At 71.4% G+C, this 22,882-nt stretch carries 17 protein-coding genes and 1 pseudogene; 7 read left to right on the top strand and 11 right to left on the bottom strand.

Features of this window, described 5'->3' with window-relative positions; translation table 11 throughout:
- The first annotated feature begins 287 nt into the window (after nt 1-287).
- Both HKK74_RS20685 and HKK74_RS20680 read left to right on the top strand, forming a co-directional pair.
- A complete protein-coding gene (locus tag HKK74_RS20685; RefSeq protein ID WP_187244901.1) occupies nt 288-1,130 on the top strand; it encodes an AfsR/SARP family transcriptional regulator in 843 nt (280 codons plus the stop codon).
- On the top strand, nt 1,127-1,669 hold the full coding sequence (locus HKK74_RS20680) for an RDD family protein (protein WP_187244900.1): 543 nt from the start codon (nt 1,127-1,129) through the stop codon (nt 1,667-1,669). The genes HKK74_RS20685 and HKK74_RS20680 overlap by 4 nt, the downstream gene beginning before the upstream one ends.
- On the opposite strand, the gene HKK74_RS20675 is transcribed toward HKK74_RS20680, so the two are convergent.
- Genes HKK74_RS20675 through HKK74_RS20655 form a run of 5 tightly spaced genes read right to left on the bottom strand, consistent with a single transcriptional unit; the run spans nt 1,666 to nt 10,443 of the window.
- Nucleotides 1,666-2,925, bottom strand: coding sequence for a M50 family metallopeptidase (locus HKK74_RS20675; RefSeq protein ID WP_187244899.1), 1,260 nt, complete (start codon nt 2,923-2,925; stop codon nt 1,666-1,668). The two genes, HKK74_RS20680 and HKK74_RS20675, sit on opposite strands and share 4 nt — an antisense overlap.
- Complete coding sequence (locus tag HKK74_RS20670; RefSeq protein WP_187244898.1) at nt 2,922-3,953, bottom strand: lantibiotic dehydratase C-terminal domain-containing protein; 1,032 nt, start codon at nt 3,951-3,953, stop codon at nt 2,922-2,924. The genes HKK74_RS20675 and HKK74_RS20670 overlap by 4 nt, the downstream gene beginning before the upstream one ends.
- Nucleotides 3,946-6,735, bottom strand: coding sequence for a lantibiotic dehydratase (locus HKK74_RS20665; RefSeq protein ID WP_187244897.1), 2,790 nt, complete (start codon nt 6,733-6,735; stop codon nt 3,946-3,948). Before HKK74_RS20665 ends, HKK74_RS20670 begins: the two co-directional genes overlap by 8 nt.
- On the bottom strand, nt 6,732-8,480 hold the full coding sequence (locus tag HKK74_RS20660) for a SagB family peptide dehydrogenase (protein ID WP_187244896.1): 1,749 nt from the start codon (nt 8,478-8,480) through the stop codon (nt 6,732-6,734). The genes HKK74_RS20665 and HKK74_RS20660 overlap by 4 nt, the downstream gene beginning before the upstream one ends.
- A 13-nt stretch (nt 8,481-8,493) precedes the next feature.
- A complete protein-coding gene (locus tag HKK74_RS20655; protein ID WP_187244895.1) occupies nt 8,494-10,443 on the bottom strand; it encodes a TOMM precursor leader peptide-binding protein in 1,950 nt (649 codons plus the stop codon).
- 32 nt (nt 10,444-10,475) lie between these two features.
- Here HKK74_RS20655 and HKK74_RS20650 point away from each other — a divergent pair, with 32 nt between their 5' ends.
- Entirely contained in the window at nt 10,476-10,754 is a 279-nt protein-coding gene (locus tag HKK74_RS20650) for a hypothetical protein (protein ID WP_187244894.1), read from the top strand.
- Nucleotides 10,755-11,083: 329 nt separating this feature from the next.
- Here HKK74_RS20650 and HKK74_RS20645 read toward each other — a convergent pair whose 3' ends face one another.
- Genes HKK74_RS20645 through HKK74_RS20635 form a run of 3 tightly spaced genes read right to left on the bottom strand, consistent with a single transcriptional unit; the run spans nt 11,084 to nt 14,986 of the window.
- The gene (locus tag HKK74_RS20645) at nt 11,084-13,141 is read right to left on the bottom strand and encodes a YcaO-like family protein (protein WP_187244893.1); all 2,058 of its coding nucleotides are present in this window, start codon (nt 13,139-13,141) and stop codon (nt 11,084-11,086) included.
- 28 nt (nt 13,142-13,169) lie between these two features.
- Nucleotides 13,170-14,009 carry an ABC transporter permease subunit gene (locus tag HKK74_RS20640; protein ID WP_187244892.1) on the bottom strand — a complete coding sequence of 280 codons (840 nt, stop codon included), beginning with the start codon at nt 14,007-14,009 and terminating at the stop codon, nt 13,170-13,172.
- A complete protein-coding gene (locus HKK74_RS20635) occupies nt 14,006-14,986 on the bottom strand; it encodes an ATP-binding cassette domain-containing protein (RefSeq protein ID WP_187244891.1) in 981 nt (326 codons plus the stop codon). The genes HKK74_RS20640 and HKK74_RS20635 overlap by 4 nt, the downstream gene beginning before the upstream one ends.
- Nucleotides 14,987-15,261: 275 nt before the next feature.
- On the opposite strand from HKK74_RS20635, the gene HKK74_RS20630 reads away from it, so the two are divergent.
- Complete coding sequence (locus tag HKK74_RS20630) at nt 15,262-15,606, top strand: MmcQ/YjbR family DNA-binding protein (RefSeq protein ID WP_187244890.1); 345 nt, start codon at nt 15,262-15,264, stop codon at nt 15,604-15,606.
- Between the two features lie 10 nt (nt 15,607-15,616).
- Nucleotides 15,617-15,709, top strand: a pseudogene (locus tag HKK74_RS41935) (hypothetical protein); the annotation flags it as partial.
- A gap of 79 nt (nt 15,710-15,788) precedes the next feature.
- Here the strand turns inward: HKK74_RS41935 and ggt are convergent.
- The gene (gene ggt / locus HKK74_RS20625; protein ID WP_312881646.1) at nt 15,789-17,564 is read right to left on the bottom strand and encodes a gamma-glutamyltransferase; all 1,776 of its coding nucleotides are present in this window, start codon (nt 17,562-17,564) and stop codon (nt 15,789-15,791) included.
- 338 nt (nt 17,565-17,902) lie between these two features.
- Between ggt and HKK74_RS20620 the strand changes: the two genes are divergently transcribed.
- Both HKK74_RS20620 and HKK74_RS20615 read left to right on the top strand, forming a co-directional pair.
- Nucleotides 17,903-18,904 (top strand): cation diffusion facilitator family transporter, encoded by a 1,002-nt coding sequence (locus HKK74_RS20620; protein WP_187244889.1) that lies wholly within the window; start codon nt 17,903-17,905, stop codon nt 18,902-18,904.
- A gap of 63 nt (nt 18,905-18,967) precedes the next feature.
- A complete protein-coding gene (locus HKK74_RS20615) occupies nt 18,968-19,294 on the top strand; it encodes a DUF3817 domain-containing protein (RefSeq protein ID WP_187244888.1) in 327 nt (108 codons plus the stop codon).
- A 177-nt stretch (nt 19,295-19,471) separates the two neighbouring features.
- Here HKK74_RS20615 and HKK74_RS20610 read toward each other — a convergent pair whose 3' ends face one another.
- Together HKK74_RS20610 and HKK74_RS20605 are read right to left on the bottom strand one after the other, a co-directional pair.
- Nucleotides 19,472-22,000 carry an ABC transporter permease gene (locus tag HKK74_RS20610; protein ID WP_246491791.1) on the bottom strand — a complete coding sequence of 843 codons (2,529 nt, stop codon included), beginning with the start codon at nt 21,998-22,000 and terminating at the stop codon, nt 19,472-19,474.
- A complete protein-coding gene (locus tag HKK74_RS20605; protein ID WP_187244887.1) occupies nt 21,997-22,794 on the bottom strand; it encodes an ABC transporter ATP-binding protein in 798 nt (265 codons plus the stop codon). The genes HKK74_RS20610 and HKK74_RS20605 overlap by 4 nt, the downstream gene beginning before the upstream one ends.
- Nucleotides 22,795-22,882: the final 88 nt, after the last annotated feature.

The following is a 22,882-nucleotide window of genomic DNA, read 5'->3' as shown; positions in this document are numbered from 1 at the left end:
ACGGTGGTCGGACGGGTTGGAACGATCAAACCCATGGTCGAGGTCGGCACGTGAATCGTAAAGAGCGCTCCTGTGGAAAACCCGACATTGTTGTGACGCCCATGTGATCAGTAGTTGCCGATTTCCTGGCGTGGCCCGGGCTTCGGTCCGCCACCGGTGCCACGCCGACGGCGGCCGGCCACGGGGCGAGGAGGCCAGAGGTACGGCCGTGTATCCGCGTTGGACCGGCAATGTACCTCGGTCTGATCAGGTGTATGGCGGTCGCGGAGTAGCGAGCGGAGGTTCGAATGCTGAAGATCGGGTTTCACATCCTGGGGCCCCTTCACGTGCGCAACGACGATCGGCACCTGCACCTCAAGAGCCCACGACAGCAGGTCGTGCTGGCCTCACTCCTGCTGAACCCCAATCGCATGGTGCCGGTCGAATCGCTGATCAAGGCGGTGTGGGACGACCGTCCGCCGGACGGAGCGCGCCATCAGATCCAGAACTGCGCGTGGATGCTCCGGCGCCGGCTCCGGGACATCGGTGTCCGCGACATCGAGATCGTCGGATATCCGGCGGGATACGCAATGCACATCGACGAGTCCCGTCTCGACGCCACGGTGTTCGACCGCCAGGTCGCCGAGGCGCAGGACCTCGTCGGGGCCGGCGAGGTCGGGCCGGCCGCCCAGCGGTTGCGGTCGGCGCTTTCGCTGTGGCAGGGGCCGCCCCTGTCAGGGGTTCCCGGGCGGATCATGCAACGGGAGGCGGCGCATCTGACCGAGCGGAGGCTGTCGGCGCAGGAGGATTGGATCGATCTGGAGATGGAGATCGGCAGGAGCGGCCAGGTGACGGCCGAGCTCTACCGGCTGGTCGATGATCAGCCTTTCCGGGAGCGCCTGCGGGCCCAGTTGATGCTCGCGCTGCACAGATCCGGGCGTACCGCGGAGGCGCTGGCCGCCTACCGGCAGACACGACAGACGTTCGTCGACGAGCTGGGCCTTGAGCCGAGTCCCGTGCTGAAGGGCCTGGAGCAGGCGATCCTGCGAAGTGACCCGGCCCTGCTGCAGACGGCCTACGTCCGGGAGCCCGCGCCCCACCGGGGCCTCCGCGACGAGTACCGGGCCCGCGCGTACGGAGTGATGACATGAGCCACCCCTCGTCCACCTGGCGTGCCCGCGGCACCCGGCTCGCCCGGCGGGCGGCGGCGACCACCGTCGACTACGCGGTCGTCTTCTCCCCACTGGCGCTCGTCGGCGCCCTCCGGTCATGGCGCGGCGGCCCGGCCCACCCGGACGCGCGTGCGCGCCTCATGGTGGCGCTCGCGCTCACCGCACCGGTCGCCTGCGGGCTCGCGGCGGCCGAGGCGGCCGGTGGCTCGCCCGGCAAGCGGGTGTTCCGGCTCCGGGTGCGCTCCCGCTCCCGCCATGAGCGGGCGCCCCTGCCGTACTCCACCGCGCTGCTGCGCACCGTTCTCAAGACGGCCGTCCCGTGGGAGATCGGGCACCAGGCGGTGTGGGACCTTCGGGGCGCCCCGGCCGCGCGGCACAGGGGGGCGATGCTGGCGGCGTGCGCCTACGCCGCCGTGGCGGCGCAGGCCGCGATGATCTGCACGGAATCCGGCCGTACGTACGCGGACCTGCTCGCCGCCACCGTCGTCGACGACACCCGCGGCACCGCTCGGGACTAGTCAGCGGCGGGCCGTCGCCGGCGCACGGCCCACCTGAGGAAGGCGATGACGAGCACGGCCTCGGCGAGGAGGACCAGCGCGGCCGCCACCGGCCCCCACAGGCCGGCGAGCGTGCCGAACCACAGCCGTACGAGCAGGAAGAGCGCGGGTCCGATGACGGCCGCGGCCAGCAGGGTGTATCCGGTGTGGATCCATCTCGCCCGGCGCGGGTAACCGCCGATCCCGGCCGGGCCGTGGCGCAGGAACGCCATCGTGAACCGGGCGGACTCCGACTGGAGCCGGAAGGTCGACGTGGCGTGTTCGAGCATGTGGTAGCCGTCGAGCTGGAGGACCGGCAGCAGGTTGACGAGGACGGTCACGGTCCCGAAGAGCAGGAGCGCGGCAGCAAGGTCGTGCGACCGGCCGGAGTCCGGCCCCCACAGCCACAGGAGCCCGACGGGCACCAGCGTGACGAGGTTGACGTACACCCCGGCGAACGACGTCGCGACGCGGTGGCTCGCCTTCCGGAACGTCACGACGTCGTCGACCTTGCAGTAGAACGCCAAGAAGGGAAAGCGCCACATGAGGCCGATCTCGGTGGGCCGCCCACCGTAGCGGTGACAGGCCACCCCATGGCCGATCTCGTGCAGCCCGATCATGATCCACGAGATGAGGAGGGCGGCCAGCGTCACCGGCCAGGACGACCCTCGCTCCAGCGGGGCGTAGACCGTGGCGAAGTTCAGGGCGACGAGCACGCAGACCGTGATGCCCGCGAGCCCCAGTGGCACGGCGACGAACGGCCGCAGCAGCCAGCCCAGCCCGCGCGCGGCCGGGGCCACGAGGCCCACGGCGCCGGGGATCGGCATCCGGCGGAGCAGGGGCGTACGGCCCTCGGATCGGCGGGTGCGCTCCGCCGTCTCCCGGATGCGGTCGAGCCGGGCCGGGTCCGCGGGTTCGAGCAGCCCGCGGGAGGCCAGCAGGCTCATCAGCTGCTGCCAGTGTTCGGCGGCCAACCGCCTGCCGAACAGCGTGGCGTACTCCACGCCGATCTCGGCGAGGCTGCGGCTGCCGTCGAGGCGCGTCATGAGGAACGCCTCCCGGGGGCCGACCCGCAGGTACGCCCGGGTCTCACCGTCGGCCACGAAGTGAACGGTGGAAGCCCCCATCGTCAGGGCGGGGCCGACGTGAACGGCGTGCCTGAGCCGCGGGCGCGCCTGCTCGAGCCAACCGGGGTCCCCGGCCGGCGGGGAAGGCGCGCCGTCCTCGGCGATCGTCACGCCGACCTCACCAGGTGCTCGCCGGGTTCCAGGACGCGCTCGGTGAGGTAGGAGAGATAGACCTCGTCCAGGATGGCCGCGCCAAGGCGGTTGTTGGTCATGTGGATGTACGAGCTCAGCAGGACCGTGGCCAGGTCCTCACCGGCCGGCATCGGCGCCGCCGCGCCGCCGTCGCGTGCCGGGAACACCAGCTCACCCCGTTCCGCGGCGGTACGGACACGGTCACGGAGCTCACGGCAGTGGTCCAGCCAGGCCCGTTCGATCTGGGACGACGCAGCGGCTCCTTCGGCGGCGGCCAGCGCGCGGATCCTGGTGACCCTCGCCGCGAACGTCTCGCGGGTCAGCTCGAAGCTCTTGTCGAAGGAGCCCTGGGACTCGGCGGTGGGTTCCTGGTACGACGTCTCCCAGAAGCTCCGGTACCGCCGGAAGAACCGCTGTACGGCCGCGTCGTCGCCGAGGAACGTGTAGGCGGCCATCAGCGTGAGCTGGGCGGCCAGCCCCAGCAGGACCGGTCGCACGTGGGTGTTCGAGGTGGCGAGCAGATCGGCCACCATGTCGCTGGACCGCTCGAAGTGCCACTCCGCGATCTGGATGCCGACCTCGCCGCCGTAGCGGTCGTACTCGGGCTCGTAGGGCAGCAGGGCGACGCTGTTGTTGGGCCGGAACGGCATCCGGCCTTCCTCGCCGTACTCCTCGGTCCAGCGCGCCTCGCCGTACTCGGCCACGTACATCCTCTTGTAGAGGTCGCCGAGGCCGTCGACGTCGTTCTCGTAGAGCGCGGGCCGTCGCTCGAGGAACTCCTGCACGGCGCCGACGGCCCGGTCGGTCACCACGTCCCGGACCGCGGGGGACGCGGGCTTGAAGCGGACGCGCAGGTGCGGCCCCTCCTTCCAGTACTTGATGAAGAACCAGCCGCTGATGAGCCCGTCCGCGCGCAGCCGTCCGACGAGGGGCCGGACGGCCTCGACGATGATCGGATTGGCATCGCTGGCGTAGAAGACGTGCAGCGCCACCCATTCGTCATCCATGCTGACCCCTTGGCGTGTCGTAGAGCTCGATGAGGAATTCGCCGACGTGGGCACGTTCGTGCTCGTCGTGCAGCCACAGCTCGTCGACGTCGGGACTGCACTCGGTCAGCACCAGGCGCGACGACGCACCCAGCGCGAGCTGCTCGAGCAACTGCAGCGACATCCAGCTGTCGAAGTCGACGGGCAGCGGTTTGCGTACCGTCTTGCGGTCGCTGTCCGGCTGGGTCGCCTCGGAGTCCTCGGCCAGGGTGTCCGCGCGACCGGAGGCGTCGATCTGGGCGAAGACCCGATCGGGGAGTGAGTGCTCCCGGCGCCATCGATGGACCCTCAGCAGGTGTTCGGCGTCGGTGTGCCGGGGGTCCCTGAAGGGGAACGCCTTGGTGTCGAGTTTCCACATCCGGCGCTGGAGCACGAGATCTCCCAGCACCAGGCGCGGGTACATCGTGATGCCCTCGGCCGGGACCGGCTCACCGGTCCCGGCCCACAGGTCGATCTGGGCCATCCCGCCCGGCGCGAAGCACAGGAGCACCTGCTGGACCTCGGGCAGGGCCATCGGCAGCAGAAAGCCCAGGTAGAGGGGGATCACCTCGCGGCCGAGCCGCTTCGACATCAGCCGTACCCGGTCGGCCTGTTCGTCGTGCACCATGACGATGTCGTCGAGCGGGATCTGCTCCTCGTGCGGCCGGGTGCTGATGTCGCCGGGGCAGACGATCTCGTAGTCGGTGACGCACGGATGGATGTTGAGGTTCGTCGTCTCGTACCCGCCCCGCAGTTCGGCGAGCACGGCTCCGGGGGGCGTGTGGCGGCGCAGCGTTCCGGCGAGCAGCCGCCGTGCCCCGGCTCCGCCCTCGTCCAGGCTGTGCGCGAACCGCGAGAACATCAGCGTCATCCCGGAGTACGCCTGGTTGAGCACCAGCCTGCCGTCGCCCGGCCGGCCGGTGGCGGACGCGAGCTGGACGAAGAACGACCACGACTGGTCGAACCGGCGGACGGGCGACAGGTGCGCGCGCACGGCGGCGGCGAACTCCGGCCCCAGCCGGATCTCCTCGGCCGTGCCGTCCTCGGGCCGGACGCCGCGCAGGTGGAGTGAGGCCGCCTCGCGGGCCCGGTCCAGTGCGGCGATCTCGGGGAGCTTGAACCAGTTCTCCTGCGGGACGTGGTTGTTGCCCTCGTCGAAGGCGCGCCTGCGCATCGACCGCTGCCCGTACGGGGAGAAGAAGTCGCGCTGGAACTCGTGGCAGAACCGCTCGACGTCGTCACATCGGCCGCCGGATCCGTACCGCGCGCGGAAGAAGCCCAGGGCGGTCAGCCGCCGCGGGAGGCTCAGGTCGAAGGCGGGCAGGATGTCGGCGAGCGTCGCGAGGGACGGCAGGGCCTCGCGTTCCCAGACGCCGCGGTCGGTCGCCATGCCGTCCCCGGTGATCGTGGTGTCCTCGTAGAGCAGGGTGTGCGGAACCAGCCGATCCGGTGCGCCGACCAGGTCGAACGCCTCCCGCACCAGGCGGCGCACCTCGGTCAGCAGAGCGGCGCGCCCGCGGGCCGGCGTGGTCCCGTAGCGGGCGATGACCTGCCCCGCCTCCGTCAGGATCGCCGCGACCCGGCGCACTGTCGGGTGCACCTGGGCGGCCAGTGCGGTGGCGAACGCCGCCGCCGGATCCGCCGACCGCAGGTCGATCTGCAGGTCCGGTGCGAGCAGGAAGCCCAGCCGGAGCAGGTGCCCGACCAGTCGATCGGCCGCCTCGGCGGACCGGTCGTCCGCGGTGGCCACCCGCTCCGACAGCTCGCGAAGGGTGAGCCTGGTCTGCCCGGCGATCGTGACGACGTCGTTCAGCGCCGGGCCGCTCGGCAGGAAGAACAGATCCTCGTGCACGTCATCGAGCGCGACGACCGCGTCGGGGGCCGCCCCGGCGGTGGTCCTGCGGCGGACGTAACGGGTGATCTCGCCATCCGTGCTGGCGCCGGGAGCGAGCGCGACCGAGATCTCCGAGCGCAGCTCCGGATCGGCGAGGATCACGGCCGAGAGACGGGCGAGCACCGCCACGTTGAGCCGCACGGTCGAACGCTGACGCAGCGATGTGGGCTGCGGCGCCGGCCGCATCGAGCCGGCTGTGAACCGTCCGAGCCCGACCGACGTGAGCGTGCTGAACGGGCTGGTCTTCAGCGCGGCGCGGTAGAGCAGCTCCAGCAACGTTCGCTCGATCTGCCGGCCGCTCTTGTCCAGCCTCCGCCCCGGGTCGAGGTAGCGGTCCATGCTCCGCTCCAGGACCTCCGACTGCAGCAGCACCGCGCAGCGCAGGGCGTCGTCGGCCAGTACGGCCCGCGCCCGGGCCCGTGCGGCGGCGATGTCGGCGTCGAGGATCCCCGTACCCTCGGCCAGCACGTCGTCCAGCGACGTCATGGCCCGTGTCCACTCCGCCAGCAGCGCGGCGCGGCCGGGCGGGAGCAGCGGATCGGCCTTGGTGAGGGTGGCGGGGCGCGGGCGGCGGGCGTTGAAGACGTCCCGGCGAAGGTTGATCAGCGCCACCCGGTTCCGGTCGCCGCCGTCGAGTTCCACGATCGCCTTCTCGAGCTCCTCGCGCAGCCGCCGCCCGGCCGCGTCCCGCTCCGCCTCCCGGTCGAAGACGCGCCGGGTCCACGCCACGGCGTCGTCCGTGCGCAGTGCGGTGGTGGCGCCGGCGGGCCGGCCGGCCACCCGGAGCAGGAACCCCTCACCGAGCCGCCACCGGGTCGCCTCCGTGCCGGCGTCGAGATCGGTCGCCGGGTGGCCGAGGACATCGGTCATCGAGTGGTACCTTCCTGCGTCGAGCCCGCCTCCCGGCCGGCGCCAAAGCGGTACAGGCCGTGGTCGTAGCGGGGTCTAGGGCGGCGTTCGTGGCCGAGCAGCATGAAGATCATGCTTTTCTCGCCGGTTCCGTCGATGCCCAGCAACTCGTCGAGCCCGATGTTGTCGAGCCCGAGGACCGCACCGACGCCGAGCCCCCGCGCGGTGGCCGCGAGGTAGGCGGTCTGGGCCGCCTGCCCGACCTCGATGCCGAGCATCCGGTAACCGCGGGCGCCGTACGCCGCCACGAGGGCGTCGAGCCGGCCGGTGACGACGACGATCGCGGCGACCTCCGGCAGGCTGTAGTTGGTGAGCGCGTAGAACCGCTGCAACCCGGCCACGTCCACCGGGGCTCCGGCGACCAGCCGGCCGCGTGCGGCGTCGTACCCGTACACCCGTTGTTCCAGCCCGGCGACGCTGTTGGACAGGACCCAGAGCCTGGTCCACGCGTGGTCGCGCGGCGCCGGGGCGACGTCCGTCCCGGCGTGTCCGGCCGCCGTGACGGACGACAGCACCCAGCCCAGATCTTCGATGTCGAGCGCCGGCCGGGCGCTGAACAGGCCGAAGCTCGTGCGCCGGGCGAGCAGGGCGGTGCCGACGTCCAGATCGCCGGGCCGCGGCGCAGGGCCGGGCAGCGCGGGGCCGGCGGTCCCGGTGTCGAAGCTCCCGAACCGTGTCCCGAACTCCGCTCCGGCCCGCGCCGCGTCCGGGCCGGGCCGGGGCCGGTCGCCCACGAGCGCCGCCGCGTGGACGCGGCCGACCAGTTCGAACGACCGCACGCGGCGTGACCGCTCCCAGACGCGGTGCGGCCCGCCCACCCGGATCCTCTCCGCCGGGTCTCGGCCGGCGGCGGGCGGTTCCGTCGCAGGGCCGAGCGGCACGACGACGAACGGCGCCTCGTCGTGCCCGTCCACGTCCAGCACGGCGCTGACGGCCGCCTCGTCGAACCACAGCACCGGTTCGGCCGGCGCGCCGTGGGCGGCCAGGACCAGCCGCCAGGACGCCAGCAGGGCCCCCACGTCCTGCGAGACCACGTGGTAGGCGAACGAGTTGTACTTGAAGGCGTTCTTCCAGAACCGCAGCGTCGACACCGCGTACAGCTCCGCCCGTACCCCCGTGGCCGTGGCGATCTCGGCGCACCGGTCGCCGATCGCCAGCCGGTCGAGGCTGTGGTGCGCGGTGTCGTAGTGGTACACGCCGGCGGCCAGCGGGCCGCGGCGGCCGACGACCAGATAGCTCTCGGCGGGGTACATGCCGCCGCCCGACGCCGTCGGCCGCGCCCACACCGCCTGTTCGGCCCGGATCTTGGCCGTGCTGTCGTCGTTCCAGTTCGGCTCGGTCCGGCGGTCGGTCAGCCCGCAGCACCCCAGCATGGTGGCGAGGACGCCGAGCCCCGGCACGTCCGCGTCCCGCGCCGCCGCCGGCGAGCGGGCGGTCCGCACGGCCGTGTCGAATCCCACCGAGGGCATCGAGCGGAAGGGCTCGGGCAGCGGCACCTTGACGGCGTCCTGATACAGCTTGTGGCGGGACGGCTGGTCGGCCCAGTCCACCTGGAAGCCCAGCGGCGGCAGTGGCACGTGCTGCCGCTCGAACATGCGGCGCGCGTAGTCCAACGCGATCTCCGCGCCGGACTGCGGCCCCCGCTGATCTCCGGCCTCGGATGCCACCGAGGGCAGATGATCATGGAGGTGGGGCGGCGTCGTCACCTGTGCTCAGCTCCTACGGGAAGGGGTGCGGGACGAGATGCAGCTGCTCAGGCGTCAGGGGACGGGAGGTCAGGCCCGCCTGGTAGGGAGCCCAGAGGGTCCGTGGCATGCTCAGCACCCGTTGCCGTTGCCAGCCGAAGTCGATCGGGATCAGCCCCGGTGCCAACGTGGCGACGGTGTGCAGGCCCATCGACCGCTGTTCCGGTGTCGTCTGGTCGACCACCACGGTGTCGAACCCGCGCCCGGCGAACAGGCCGACGATCTCCTGGGTGGGCGTCGCGAGGTCGGTGACCGGTTCGCGGCCGGCGGCCCAGTCGGCGAAGGCGTCGTCGAGCGGGGTGCGGTGGGACTGGCGCAGCCAGTGCTCGGCGTGCCGCGCCATCTCCGGCATCCCGAACAGCAGCGCGTGGTGCTCCAGCTCGGTGACGTGCCGGTAGTCGGTGACCATGTGCTCGGCGTGTTCGAGGGAGGCGGTGACCCGGTCCTCGAAGCCGGTGACGTACGACGCGACCTCGCACACGGCGGCGCGCACGGCGTCGGCCGGGTCGAGCGAGGCGCCGCCGGCGAAGCACAGGCGGCCGGGCCCGCCGTCACGGCGTACACCGACCGCGCCGACGGCCGGCACCGGCAGGTCGACGCGGATGTCGAAGCACCGCAGGTCGTAACCTTGCAGGTCGACGTGCGCGCGCATCTGCTGGACCAGGGGATGGTCCACGGTGTCCAGGTCGATCTCGGTCGGTGTGAGCCCGGAGTACCAGCTGATCAGGAAGGCGTCGCGTTCGACGAGTTCGAGCAGGCCGTGCAGCACCGCCTCGGTGACCGAGCTTCCCGACGCGCATCCGTTGGAGCATTCCTGAACCGTGTTGCGGTGGTCGGTGCGGTGGTCGAGGTAGTACACGAGCTGTTCGGGCACGAGCACCGCCCGGTCGTCACGCAGCGACCACCCCCAGACCCAGGGCACCCGCGGGTTCTCCGACCACGGCACGTACTTGTCGCTGTGCATCCGGTAGAAGTCCGGATCGTAGAGCCCGCACTGCTCCATCGAGACATGAGGAGCGGTCAGTTCGGTCACGGACGCGCGCTGAGCCACCTCGACGCGGCGGGGACGCTGGCCCGCGTCGCGTTCGAGCCCTTCCAGCACTCCCAGCAGCTCGCTGCGGCCGTAGCTCTCCGCGTGCCCGCTCCAGTACATCTCGTGCAGACCGTACTTGCTGCGCACCATGAAGCGGCCGGTGGCCGGAGCGGTGGCGGTCGCGTGGTACGCGCGCACCGCCGGTCGGCCCAGCATCCCGCACACCGGATTCGCCAGAGCGTCCATCGGCAGCCGGAGGTCTTCGGGCGGGTGCGCCCGGGTGGCCCCGGGGTTCGCCGCCGGTGTGGGTGCCAGGCGCACACGGGCGTTCTCCGGGTCGTCGGGCACGGGGGCGGAGCAGGCCTCGCAGGACGAATCCTTGAGCAGGCTGAACCGGTCGACCCGGGCGGTGAGCGTGCTGATCTCCCATACCGGCTGGACCGGCGAGTCCACTTCGGCGTGCTCGGCCGCCGCCCCGACCAGTGCGGCGGCGATCGCGATCGCATGCGGCCCGGGTGCGGTGACGGTGGAGCGGAGGACCCCGTGCGGCTCGTCGAGGATGTCGCGCTCCAGCTTCGGCCTGCACCCCGTCCAGCGCCGATCCAGGCATTGGGGACATGGGCCGTGGCCACCGGGAGTGGCGGCCACGATGATCGTCTCGGCGTAACGGCGGACGCTGACCGAGGGCGCCCGGTCCGGCCGGTGTCCCGGGATCGTGAAACGGTCGGTGTCCAAGGGGATGCCCAGCGTGGCGACGTCCACGGTGCCGCCGGGTCCGGCCGCCGTCTCTGCGAGGAAGGCCGCGATCCGCTCGCCCAGCACCGCGGCGGCCGGCCGCCCGGGCGCCGTGGTCCTCGGCCTGACCGTGGTCTCTTCTGTCAAGTTCGTCAAGGAACGCGGAACCTTTCCGTGTCAGCGGATGCGTGACCGACCTGCGCGGAACCGGCAGTGCACTGCGGGCCAGGGCCCTTGGCCCGCAGCGGTCATACGTGGGTGTGGATCAGCCGCAGCTGGAGGTGCTGGTGCTGGTGGAGCAACAGCTGGACGTGCTGCACGAGCAGCAGCTGGAGCAGCTGCACGACGAGCTCGTGGCGGCCATGTCCATCGACGGGTCGACGTTGTCGACCACCTCGAATGTCGCCGCCTCGAGCTCGAGCAGCTCAAGGTCGAGTGTCTTGCTCATCCGTCGCCTTTCTGATTGAGACTTCTGGTCGAGATCTGACGGCCGGGGCGCGGAGGGTCAGCCGCCGCCGCAACCCGTGCTGGTGCTCGTGGAGCAACAGCTGGACGTGCTGCACGAGCTGCAGCTGGAGCAGCTGCACGACGAGCTGCACCAGCCCGCGGCGTCCTGTCCCAGATCGCTGATGTCAGCGATCTCGAACGTCGCCGTTTCGAGAGCGAGCAGTTCCTCTGTGAGAGCCATGGTCATTCACCTCCTCTCGGCAGAGATCCGCGCCAGGTGTCCACGGCCGCACCCACGTGGTGCGGCCGCCGCTGCCCGTGCCGGATCCCGACCCGGAGGGAACGCTTCTCATCCGGACCGGCCGGCAGCGCGGAACAACAGGACCCTGACGACGTTCGTGACCCCGCTCAGGTCGGGCGGAGTGAGATCGACCTTCCCGGCACGCATGCCGGCCGCGTGCAGACGGGCGAGCACCGTGTCGTGTTCGACGGTCTCGTTCAGCACCGAGGTGTCCTTCAGCCGTTCCGACACCGCGAATCCCGCCAGGGTCGGGGCGGCGGGCGCACACGGTCCGGTCCAGCCGGTCGGAGATTCGGCGATCTGGTGTGCTCCCGCGATGGCGAGCAACGCGGACTCGACCGCGGCGAACCACGAATGCCCGGCCCGGGCGGTGACGTGTTCCCCCGATCCCTCCCGTACCCGCACGATCGCGACCGGTACGACACCGAGTGCCAGGTAGAACGTGAGCGAGCGGCCGTCTCGCCGCAACGCCTCCATGAGCATCGACAGGCGCTTTCGCTGCTCCGGGTCCGCGCCCGCGACGTTCGACGGATCGCCGACGGGGCGGACCGGGATCTCCTCGTGCGCCACGGCCGTGCAGGTGTACGCCCCGGCCGCCCCGAGCAGTGCCCTGGACGCGGCCGCCTCCGGCGTGCTCCCGGCCGCCAGGCCGGCGAGATCGGGTTCGAAGCGCGCGGCCCTGCGATCCCAGGGCCCCGCGAGCACCGCGCCACGGGGGAGGGCGAGCGGGGCCGATCCGGCCAGATCGCTCGCCGCCACCAGCGTGTCGCCGGCCGGCGGCACGGCACCGAGCCAGGTCGGCAACCGCTCGGCTTCAACGACTTCGGCGTCCGGGCCCGCCGGGGCCAGGAGTCCCTCGCACCGGCGGTGGATGTTCACGGCATAGCGCAGGGACGCCTCTTCGAGGGCCGCCAGCCTGGCCCCGAGCAGGACGTCGGAACCGAAGGCTACGATCGGCGCGGGATCGGCGGACGGCGCGATCAGCGCGGAGACCTTCGCGGGAATCTGCGAGATGGCGTCGTCGTCGAACCTGCGTATGATGCCGACCGTGTCGGCGACCACGTGCTCGAAGCGCAGGTAGGCGCGCTCGACCGTGGAGAGGTCGGCACCGTCGGGCTCGGCGATCGCGGCATCCGTCCTCGATCCGTGCGGCGCGGCGGGATGCTGGACGACGCGCTCGGTCTGGATGGTGAGCCGATCCGGATCCATGATCACGACAGCGCCGTCGATGTCGCTGGAGATGGCGCCGGTCAGGGCCTTGAACACCTCGAAGCCGGCAACGCTGACGGCGACGGACACCGCGGTGCCGGGCAGCGCCGTCGCCGGGGCGGCCGCCGCGGTGCCGGCCACGGCCGTTCGCCAGACGTCCGCGGCACCCGCGATCCCGTTGTCGCTCAGGCGCAGCATCATCGAATGAAGGCAGGCACCACGCCCGTCGCGGTGCTGCCACGGGCCGAGGATCAGCCGGTCTCCGACCCGCACCAGGGAGACGAAGGCCGCTCCGGCGCCGCGGGCGCCCGCGGCCAGCTCGAACAGTGCGGGCGACGGGCGGTCCACGGCGATCAGGCAGAGCAGGTCGACGCCGGTCAGGCTCGCGGTGGTGACCTCGCCGGCCGTCGCGACCCGGACCGACCCGGCGGGGGCGCAGCCGACACCGTTGGCGGTCAGGGAGTCCGCGAGCGCGGCCGCCTGAGCCGGGTCCTCGCAGATCACCAGGACCCGTGCCCGCGCGGCCCGCAGGAACCCCGTGCCGTCGTCGCCGTGATGTTCCAGCAGGGCGATCTGCCCGGCGAACCGGGTGCTGATCCCCGAGTCCAGGACCGCGCTGCGCTCGGGCGCGTCGGTGATCACCCCCCGGGAGGCCAGTGTCGCGATCAGCGACCGTACGCTGACGGCATGCGCCTCGGGCAGCGGCGCCACGAGGTCGTGCAGCGTGGTCGAGCCGTCGAGATGGGGCAGCAACGCCGACAGGTAGCGGTAGGCGCCGGCGCCCCTGATGACGAAGGAGTCACCGTGCCCGTGTACGTACACGCCGTCCCGGGTCTCGAGAAAGGCCATGTCGGTACGCATCCGAGGGCGGACGACCTCGCGGATCTCGGTTGTCAAAGTGTTCTCCCGGCTCGGGTCCTGGACGTCATGTGATGTCCCTGCGGCGGATCAGGACGGTGGCCAGCGCGACGCCGGCGACGATGTAGCCGGACAGCACGGCGCATGCGGCCGGGGCGCTCATGTACGCCGCCACGCCCACGGCCCCTCCCTCGCTCAGCGAGGGCACGCCCAGCGCGGCGACGAGCGAGCCGCTCGCCGGACCGAGCAGGATCGCGCGCACGGGCTCCAGGGCGGGGACGACCCCCGCGAGGCCGGACAGCGCGTTCTCGAGGCCGAGCGTCCACAGCAGCCCGGCACCGAGGGCCGCGCCGACTCCACGGAAGATCACTGCGAGGGCGGCGCCGACGCTCATCCAGGCGACGGAGATGAACACCGTGGCACCGAGCGCCGTGGCGATCGCCGAGGCGGCCGGCCAGGTGAGCGATCGCCCCTCCACCGATGCGACGACGATCGAGGCCACGAGCGAGGCAGCCAGGGCGGCGGTCGCGATGAGGACGACCGCGGCGGTGCCCACCAGGACCTTCGCCAGGACGACACCGGCGCGGCCGGGCCCCTGGGACAGCCGGGCGGGCCACGTGCCCCAGCGATATTCCGAGCCCGTGATGAGCACGCCGAGGATCAGCATGATCGCTCCGCCGAACAGGGGATAGCTGCCGGCCGCGGTGGTGTGGGCGGCGGCGGGCAGCAGCGTCGCGAGCAGCTCGGCCCGGTCGGCGGCTTGCTTCACCGGGTCCAGGGTCGCGTAGACGATGTACGGCACGCCGAAGCCGAAGCCGACCACCATGACGACCCAGCCGCCGCCGACCACGAACGGAGCGAGGCGCTTGCGCAGCAGGAGCGCCTCGGCGGCCATCGCGTGCCTCATGTGCCGCTCCCGGTGGACCCGCTGGAGTTGTCCGTCAGCGCGAAGAACACCTGCTCGAGCGACCGGCGCTCCCGCCGTATCTCGTGGACCTCGACACCGCCCTCGACCAGCGCTCTCACCAGTTCGGGCACGCCGCCGGGGTCGAGTTCCAGCCGCCAGTGCGGATCGTCTCCGCCGCCGGCCCGTACGGCGTCGGTCCAGGCGCCGTTCGACCTCAGGAGATCGCCGGCCACGTCCATCGGGTGCGCCCAGACGGCGACGGTCCTGGACCCGGCCGCGCCGAGCAGCGCCGAGACCGAGTCCTCGGCGACGACTGCGCCCTTGTCCAGCACCACGACGCGGTCGCAGACCTCCTGGACCTCGCCGAGGAGGTGGGACGAGAGCAGGACGGTGACCCTGCCGCCCAGATCGCGGATCAGGGAACGCATCGATGCCATGCCGTCGGGGTCGAGGCCGTTCGTCGGCTCGTCCAGGATGAGCAGCGACGGCTCGCCGAGCATGGCCGCCGCGACGCCCAGGCGCTGTCTCATGCCCAGCGAGTAGCCGTTGACCCGGCGGTCGGCCGCGTCCTGCATGTCGACGACCCGCAGCACCCGGGCGACCTCTGCGTCGGCCACGCCGCGGGCGCGGGCGAGCACCCGCAGGTTCGTCCGCCCGGACAGGTGCGGCACGAACGCCGGTGACTCGATCAGCGCGCCGATGTCCCGCAGCGTCTCCGGGGTGCCCGGCGCCCGCCCGAGAACGTTGACGGTGCCCGAGTCGGTGCGGACGAGGCCGAGCAGGATCCGCAGCAGCGTCGTCTTTCCGGCGCCGTTGGGACCGAGGACGCCGTAGACCTGTCCGGGTTCGATCCGCAGCGTCACCTCGCGTACGGCCTGGACCGCGCCGAACGCCTTCGTGACGCCGTCCAGTTCGACGGCGGCCGGAGCGGTCGCCGTGGGGGCGGGCCGGTGGGCGACCTCCTGGCGAACCGTCATGCCTGATCCATACTCTGCGCGGTCATGCCCACCTTCCGTTCCGAGGCGCCCATGGGCCGGGCCTCGCGGTGTACGGCCGGTGACATGATCTGCCGAGCCGCTCCCCGCCCGTTCCCCGCGTGCTCCCCGCGAGCGGGCAGTGCGCACGCGGTCGCCGTGGGTGGTGTGGTACGCGTCCGGGCGCGCGCGCGAACATTCGGCGTGCCTGCATCCTGGACGTCCTGGCGAACGCGCACGCCGAGCAGAGTGTCGTACCGCTCTGGTAGACGTGGGGCATGGGTGTGAGCGTCGATGAGTTCCTGGAGATGCTGGGCGATCTGCCCGAGGTCCAGCAGAGCGAGGGCGGTGAGTGGACCGCCCTGAAGGTCCGCGGCAAGGGCTTCGGCTACCTCTGGGAGAGGACCGAGACCGTTGGGCTCAAGGCGACGATCGAGGAGCAGATCGCGCTGGTGGCCGAGCGTCCGGAGGTGTTCGAGCCCCAGTTCACGGCCGGCCGGTTCGGCTGGGTCGTGGTGCATCTCGCGAAGATCGACGCCGACGAGCTGCTTGAGCTGGTGACCGAGGCCTGGTGCCTGACGGCCCCCAAGGGGCTGGTCGAAGCGCACGAGGCCGGGCGGTAGCCGCGCCGATCAGGTGTCGGGCGGTGACGCGCGGGTGCGGGTACGGCCGCCCCGGGGCGTGTCACCGCACGACGTGCGGATCCGCCTCAACGGCGCAGAGGTCACCCGCGCCTGTCATGGACCGGTGCGGCCGGTACGTGAGGGCGGCCACGACCGCCCTCACGTACCGGATCGAAGGATGATCAGCGGCGATCGGCCGGGTGGACGACCATGGCGCTGCCGCCGCCGAGGCGGACGGGCTCCGCGGCCGCCTGCAGCCGGCCGTCCCTCAGGAACGCGACACCCGTCATGTTGCCGAGCGTCCCCGTCTGCGTGAACTGATGACCGAGGCCCCGGAGCGCGTCACCCTCAGGGCTCTGCACCAGCCCCTGCTCGGCGGTCGTCGTCGCCGAGTTGGTGTTGGACAGGCGCGGGGCGGCGATCGCCTCGGGCAGGCTCATCCCGAAGTCGAGGTGGTTCACCAGCACCTGCAGCACGCTGGTGATGATCACCGCGCTGCCCGGCGACCCCGTGGCGAGGAGCGGCCGCCCGTCCTTGGTCACGATCGTGGGGGTCATGCTGCTGCGCGGCCGCTTGCCAGCGGCCGGCGCGTTGGCCGGGTCGTTGGGGTCGGCGGAGAAGTCGGTGAGCTCGTTGTTCAGCAGGAATCCGTAGCCGGGCACCGCGATGCCGCTGCCGCTGATCTGCTCGAGCGTGAAGGTGTAGGCCACGACGTTGCCCCACCGGTCGGCCGTCGTCAGGTGGGTCGTCGAACCGTCCACATCCCCGGCGCCACCGGTTCTCGGCTTGCCGCCGCCGCCGTTGTACGGCCACGGGTTTCCGGCGGCCACCGGCTTGGTGGCCGACCGCGGGCCGATGAGCTTGCTCCGCTCGTCACCGTAGCCCTGCGACAGCAGGCCGGTCAGCGGCACGTCCACGTAGCGGTCGTCGCCGATGTAGGCGTTGCGGTCGGCGAACGACAGGGCGGAGCTCTCGATCAGCCGGTGCAGCGCCTCCCCTCGCGGCAGGTTCTTCAGGTCGAAGTTCTCGAGGATGTTGAGGGCCTCTCCGACCGTCGAACCGCCGCTGGAGGGCGGGGACATGCCGTGCACCTTGACACCGCGGTAACCCACCTCGGTCGGGGGCTTCTCGAGCGCCCGGTAGTCGGCGAGGTCCGAGGCCTTCATCGCTCCGGAGCGCACGTTCCGGGTGCTGCCCGGCACCACGGGCGGGTCGGTCACCGTGTCGGCGATCGCCTCGGCGATGTCGCCCTTGTAGAACGCCGAGGCGCCCTTGGCGGCCAGGATCTTGTAGGTGCGTGCGAGTTCCTCGTTGCGGAAGACGGTGCCCACCTGGGGTGCCTGCCCGTCCTCGGTCAGGAACGTGTCGCGGCTGGAGGTGAAGTCGCGCAGGATCGCCAGGTTCGACGCGGTCCGGCTCTGGTACTGCTCGTCGACGATGAAGCCGTCCTCCGCGAGCCTCGTCGCGGGTTCCAGCACGCGCCGCAGCGGCATCTTGCCGAACTCGTCCAACGCGCGCTCCCAGCCGCGCACGACACCGGGGACACCGATGGACAGGCCCGAGACCCGCCGCTCGGTGAACGGGATGGGCTGCCCGGTCGAGGGATCGATGAAGAGATCGGGCTTCGCGGCGGCCGGCGCCGCCTCGCGGGTGTCGATCGTGGTCACCTTGCCGGTCTTCGCCGAATAGATGACCAGGAACCCGCCGCCGCCGATGCTGCCGTCATAGGGCCGCGTCACGCCGAGCGCGGCCGACGTCGCGATGGCCGCGTCGACCGCGTTCCCCCCTCGGCGCAGGATCTCCAGGCCGGCCTTGGAGGCGTACGGGTCGAGTGACGCCACAGCACCGCCGTAACCCGTCGCGGTGGGTTGTTTGTCGATCGGACGAGGACGAGCCTGCGCGGCCGGCGTCTGTACCAGGCTCAGCGCCATCGCGCCGGCCAGGGCAGGTATCGCCACGCGCCTGCTCACTCGTCGCATCCCGAGAATCACTCTTGCCTCCTGTTCACTCCCCCACGGACCGAACGCATTTTGGCACATGACAGTGCAGCTATAAAGGATGGACTTCCCCATAATGGGGCGTTAGCATGCCCAGTTGCGGACATTCCAGAAATCGCAGTAGCGACATCCGCACGACTCGTTTACGGCCGTCGGGAAACGCGGGACAGAATGCGATGGCCCCGTTACTTCACGCGATAACGCCGCCACCGAATTCCGGCCTCAGGAAGATGCCACGGCATAGCCCGCACGGCCTGGCCACCTTGCCGGGGTCGGGCCGGTCCCTCTATCGTGCACATATGAGCGATCATTCAGATGTTCATACAGAGACGCCGGCCGCGCATGCCGGGCACCGCCACGGCGTGCCCGCCGACGCGGATCGGCGCCACCTCACCGCCGCCCTGGTCCTGCTCGTCGCCTTCATCGCCGTCGAGGTCGTCGTCGGCGTGCTCTCCGGTTCGCTGGCGTTGATCTCCGACGCCGCGCACATGCTGAGCGACGCCGCGGCGATCGTGTTCGCGCTGATCGCGATGCGGTTGTCGGCCCGGCCTCCCCAGGGCGGATACACCTTCGGCCTCAAACGCGCCGAGATCATGTCAGCGCAGATCAACGGGCTCACCCTGCTGCTGCTGGCCGTCTACTTCATCTACGAGGGGATCGCCCGGCTGATCCACCCTCCCGACGTCGAGGGCTGGCCCGTGCTGGTGACGGCACTGGCCGGCATCGCCGTCAACGTGGCCGCGGCCCGCCTGATCGGCAGGGCCGACCGCACCCGCCTCAACATCGAAGGCGCCTACCAGCACATCCTCAACGACCTGTTCGCCTTCATCGCCGCCGCCGTCGCGGGCCTCGTCGTCATGCTGACCGGCTTCACCCGCGCCGACGCCATCGCCGCGCTCGTCGTCGCCGCCCTGATGATCAAAGCCGGCTACGAACTCGTCCGCGACTCCGGCCGCGTGTTCATGGAGGCCGCGCCGGCCGGCACGGATCCCGCCGTCATCGGCGCCGCGATGGCCGACCGGCCGGGAGTCGTCGAAGTCCACGACCTGCACGTCTGGGAAGTCACTTCCGGTTACCCCGCGCTGTCGGCGCACGTTCTCGTCGAGCCCGGCGGCGACTGCCACACCGTCCGCCGGGACGTGGAGGGCCTGCTCTCCGAACGGCACCACATCGGCCACACCACTCTCCAGGTCGACCACATCGCCCCCGAAACGCTGCTCATCGGCGCCACGCCCACCGGCGCCCACTGCGGCGACGCACACGGTCCGGCGCACCGTCCCGCCCCGGCCGGACCGCTGTGACCGCTGTGACCGCCACACCGGACCCCATGCGGGGGTGCGGCGGAGGTGTGTTTAGATCTGTGCATGCCGTCCAATTCCTACTCCCGCTTCCGGCTGCTCTCCTTTGCCGAAGGCATTTCCTTCCTGCTCCTGCTGATCTTCGGTTCGCTGCTCAGCCGGATCTCCGACATCGACCTCGTCATGCCACTCGGCCTGCTTCACGCCGTTCTGTTCATCGCGCTCGTCGTGGCCACCTTCGACGTGCGCGCCCGGCTGGACTGGGGCATCGGGACCACGGTGCTCGCCCTGGTCGCCGCAGTACTCCCGCTCGGGCCGTTCGTCTTCCACCGCGCCAAGCGCGAGGAGTTGCGCGAGGCCGAGCAGGCCCAGACCGTGAGGTCCGCCGCCTGACGATTCCCGGCCCGAGCCGGGCCGGGCGTGAACATAAATTCGCGGCGTTCGCAGCGTTTCAATCCGGATGCCGCGAACGTCCATTCAATGGCCTCGAAATCGGCCCATGTAGCCTCATATCCGGTCCACGTTGATCGGCGCTACCGCCGGGTGACGGCACCGAGGCGGCCCGATCGGCTACTGGGTGGTGATGGCGCGCAGGACGTCCATCCTCGCGGCGCGCCGGGCCGGCCAGATCGCCGCGATGACCCCGATGACGGCGGCGACGACCGCGTAGCCGGCGAGCCGGCCGAAGGGGATGGTCAGCACGTCGACGCCCTGGTCGGCCATGGCCCGCTGCAAGGCCCATCCGGACGCGACGCCCACGGCCAGGCCGAGCGTGGCCCCGAACACCGCGATCACCACGGACTCGTACCGCACCATGCGGCGCAGTTGGCGGCGGCTCATGCCGACCGCGCGGAGCAGGCCGATCTCCCGGGTGCGCTCGATCACCGACAGCGCGAGGGTGTTCACGATCCCGAGCGCCGCGATGATGACCGACAGCACCAGCAGAGCGATGATCACGGCGACCAGCTGGTCGATCTCCTGCCGGGCCTGGGCCTTGGTCTCCTCGCGGTCCCGCAGGATCACGTTGGGATGGGCGGCCAGCGCCGACTCGATCGACCGGCGCGCCTCGGCGACGTCCTCGGTGTCGACGTAGGCGAGCTGGACCAGCTCGCTCGGCGCGTGCGGCCGGTAACCGGCCGGCGCCATGATGTACGGGCTGGTCGCCACCTGGTTGTCGGCGAAGATCCCGGCGACGCGCAGGGACGTCTTGACGCCGTCTGGGTACTCCGCCGCCACCGTGCTGCCGACCGACCAGCCCCACTGGTCGGCCGCGTTGCGCTGGACCAACAGCTCGTCCGGGCCGATCATGCCGGTGCCGTCGGCGATCTCGAGATCGATCGGCGTGACGAGCGCCGGCGGGTCGGCGACCATCACGGGCGTCTCATGCCCCACCAGCTTGATCGTGCCGAGCCTGACCGGTGTGACGCCGCTGACGCCGGGTGCCTCGGCCACCGCCTCGACCGCCTCCGGGCTGAAGCCGCCGATGCCGACGGGCCGCATGGTGAAGTCGGCACCGAGCCCGCGGTCGAACGCGCGGTCCACGGAGGTCTTCATCGACTCCGCGAGCACCGAGACCATGGCCACGAGCGCCAGCCCGATCATCAGGGCGGACGCGGTGGCCGCGGTACGGCGTGGATTGCGCCGGGTGTTCTCCCGGCTCAGCCGGCCGACGGCGCCCGCCAGCCGGGCGATGGGCCAGCCGAGCAGCCAGGTGACGGGCCGGCTGATGACCGGGCTCAGCATGGCGACGGCCAGGAACACCACCCCGGCGCCGAGACCCACGAGGCTCGCCCCGTCCTCCCCCGACCCGGCCAGCCCCCCGGCGAGGGCGGACCCGCCGCCGGCCATCAGGACGGCCCCCGCGGCGAGCCGGATGCGCATGGAGCGTTCCGGCAGGCCGATATCGTCCCGCATGGCCGCCACCGGTGGGATCTTCGCCGCGCGCCGGGCCGGCAGGTAGGCCGCCACCACGGTGACGATCATCCCGACGGCGTACGACCAGAGGACGGTGGGAGCGGTGAGCACCGGTCTCGTCGCGGGCAGGTCGATGTCGAAGAGCGTGAACACCACCCTGAGCCCCACGGCGAGTCCGGCACCGGCGGCGAGTCCGAGCGTGGAGCCGATGAGCCCCACACCGACCGCCTCGCCCAGTACCGAACGGGTCACCTGCCGGCGGCTCGCCCCCACGGCCCGCAGCAGCGCGAGCTCACGGGAACGCTGGGCGACCAGCATCGAGAAAGTGTTGAAGATGATGAACGAGCCCACGAAGACCGACACGGCGGCGAAGATCAAAAGAAAGATCGCGAGAAGGTCGAAGAGCCGCCTGATCTCGGCCTTGGTCTCGTCCACCTCCTGCTGCCCGGTGACGGCCTCATAGCCGCCGGGCAGCACCGCGGCGACCTGGTCGCGCAGCCGCTCCGGGGACACGCCGGGCCGGGCCCGGACGTAGATCTGGGAGTAGTGGCCCGGCTTGACCAGGAGCTCCTGCGCGACCTCGGGAGTGAACAGCGCATAGGTGACGAACTTCTCCAGATTTCCCAGCGAGCCGAGGGTGAAGGTACCGCTGACCCGCATCACCCGGGTCGGCCCCTGGGTGAGGATCTCGACCCGGTCACCGGCTCTGAGCCCGCCCTTGCCCGCACTCGCCGAGTCGATGACCACCTCGTCGGGTGCGCGGGGCGGGCGGCCCGACGCGATCCTCAGATCGGAACCGGCCGCGTCGGTCCAGCCTCCGCCGAGGTTGGTCATCCCCTGCCCGCCGATGACCTCGCCGTCCTTGCCGACGATGGCCGCGTAGCCCTCCGCGGCGCCGGCCGCGCCCGCCGCCGCAGGGGTCCGCTCCCTGATCGTGGTGAGCACCGACTGCGGGATCGGGCGGGCGAGATCGTCCTCGGTCGCGGCGAACGACCGCTTCGCCTGGACGATGACCTCGACGTCCTTGTACACGTCGGAGAAGAGGCCGTCGAAGCCGCGCGTCATCGTGTCCTTGAAGATGAGCGTGCCCGACACGAACGAGACGCCGAGGATCACCGCGAGCGCGGTGAGCCCCAACCTGAGCCGGTGCGCCGCGAGACTGCGCAGCGTGAGCTTCGTCATCATCGGGCCGCGCCTCCCCCGGCGAGCTCGAAGCCCTTCATCCGCTCGAGGACCTTCTCCGCCGTCGGGCCTGGCATCCGGTCGACGATGCGCCCGTCACTAAGGAAGATCACTTCGTCGGAGTGGCCCGCGGCCACCGGGTCGTGGGTGACCATGACGACCGTCTGGCCCATCCTCCGTACGGAGTCGCGCAGGAACGACAGCACCTCGCCGCCCGAGCGGGAGTCGAGGTTGCCGGTCGGCTCGTCCGCGAAGACGACGTCCGGGCGGCCGGCCAGCGCCCGGGCGCACGCGACCCGCTGCTGCTGCCCTCCCGACAGTTCGCCCGGCCTGTGGCGGAGCCGGTCGCGCAGCCCGACGGCGTCGATGACGGTGTCGAGCCAGTCGCGGTCCGGCCGGCGGCCGGCGATGTCCGTCGGGAGCGTGATGTTCTCCAGTGCCGTGAGCGTCGGTACCAGGTTGAACGTTTGGAAGACGAAGCCGACCTTGTCCCGGCGCAGCCGGGTGAGCCGCCTGTCGTCGAGCCGGGTCAGCTCGACCGCACCGATGAACACGCGGCCGGAGTCGACCGTGTCGAGCCCGGCCATGCAGTGCATGAGGGTGGACTTGCCGGAACCTGACGGTCCCATGATCGCCGTGAACCGGCCGCGCCCGAGACCGACGGTCACGTCGTCCAGCGCGACCACCTCGGCGTCACCACTGCCATAGATCTTGTTGATCGCCTCGGCGCGCGCGGCGAGAGCGTCGGCCTCCGCGCCGCCAGGCCCTTCGCCCGTCGTGGGGATGCTGTTCGTCATGACCCGAAGTCTCCGGTCCCGGCTCCGTGGTGAGCGTCGGTCGAGCTGCCATTTCGGCTAGACCAAAGTCGACGGCCACGTAGACGGC

It is taken from the genome of Actinomadura alba, from assembly GCF_014323705.1.
GTDB classification, from domain to species: Bacteria; Actinomycetota; Actinomycetes; order Streptosporangiales; family Streptosporangiaceae; genus Actinomadura_C; species Actinomadura_C alba.
The sequence above is the reverse complement of the archived record's forward strand: the minus strand, read 5'-3'. Positions and strand labels throughout refer to the sequence as shown.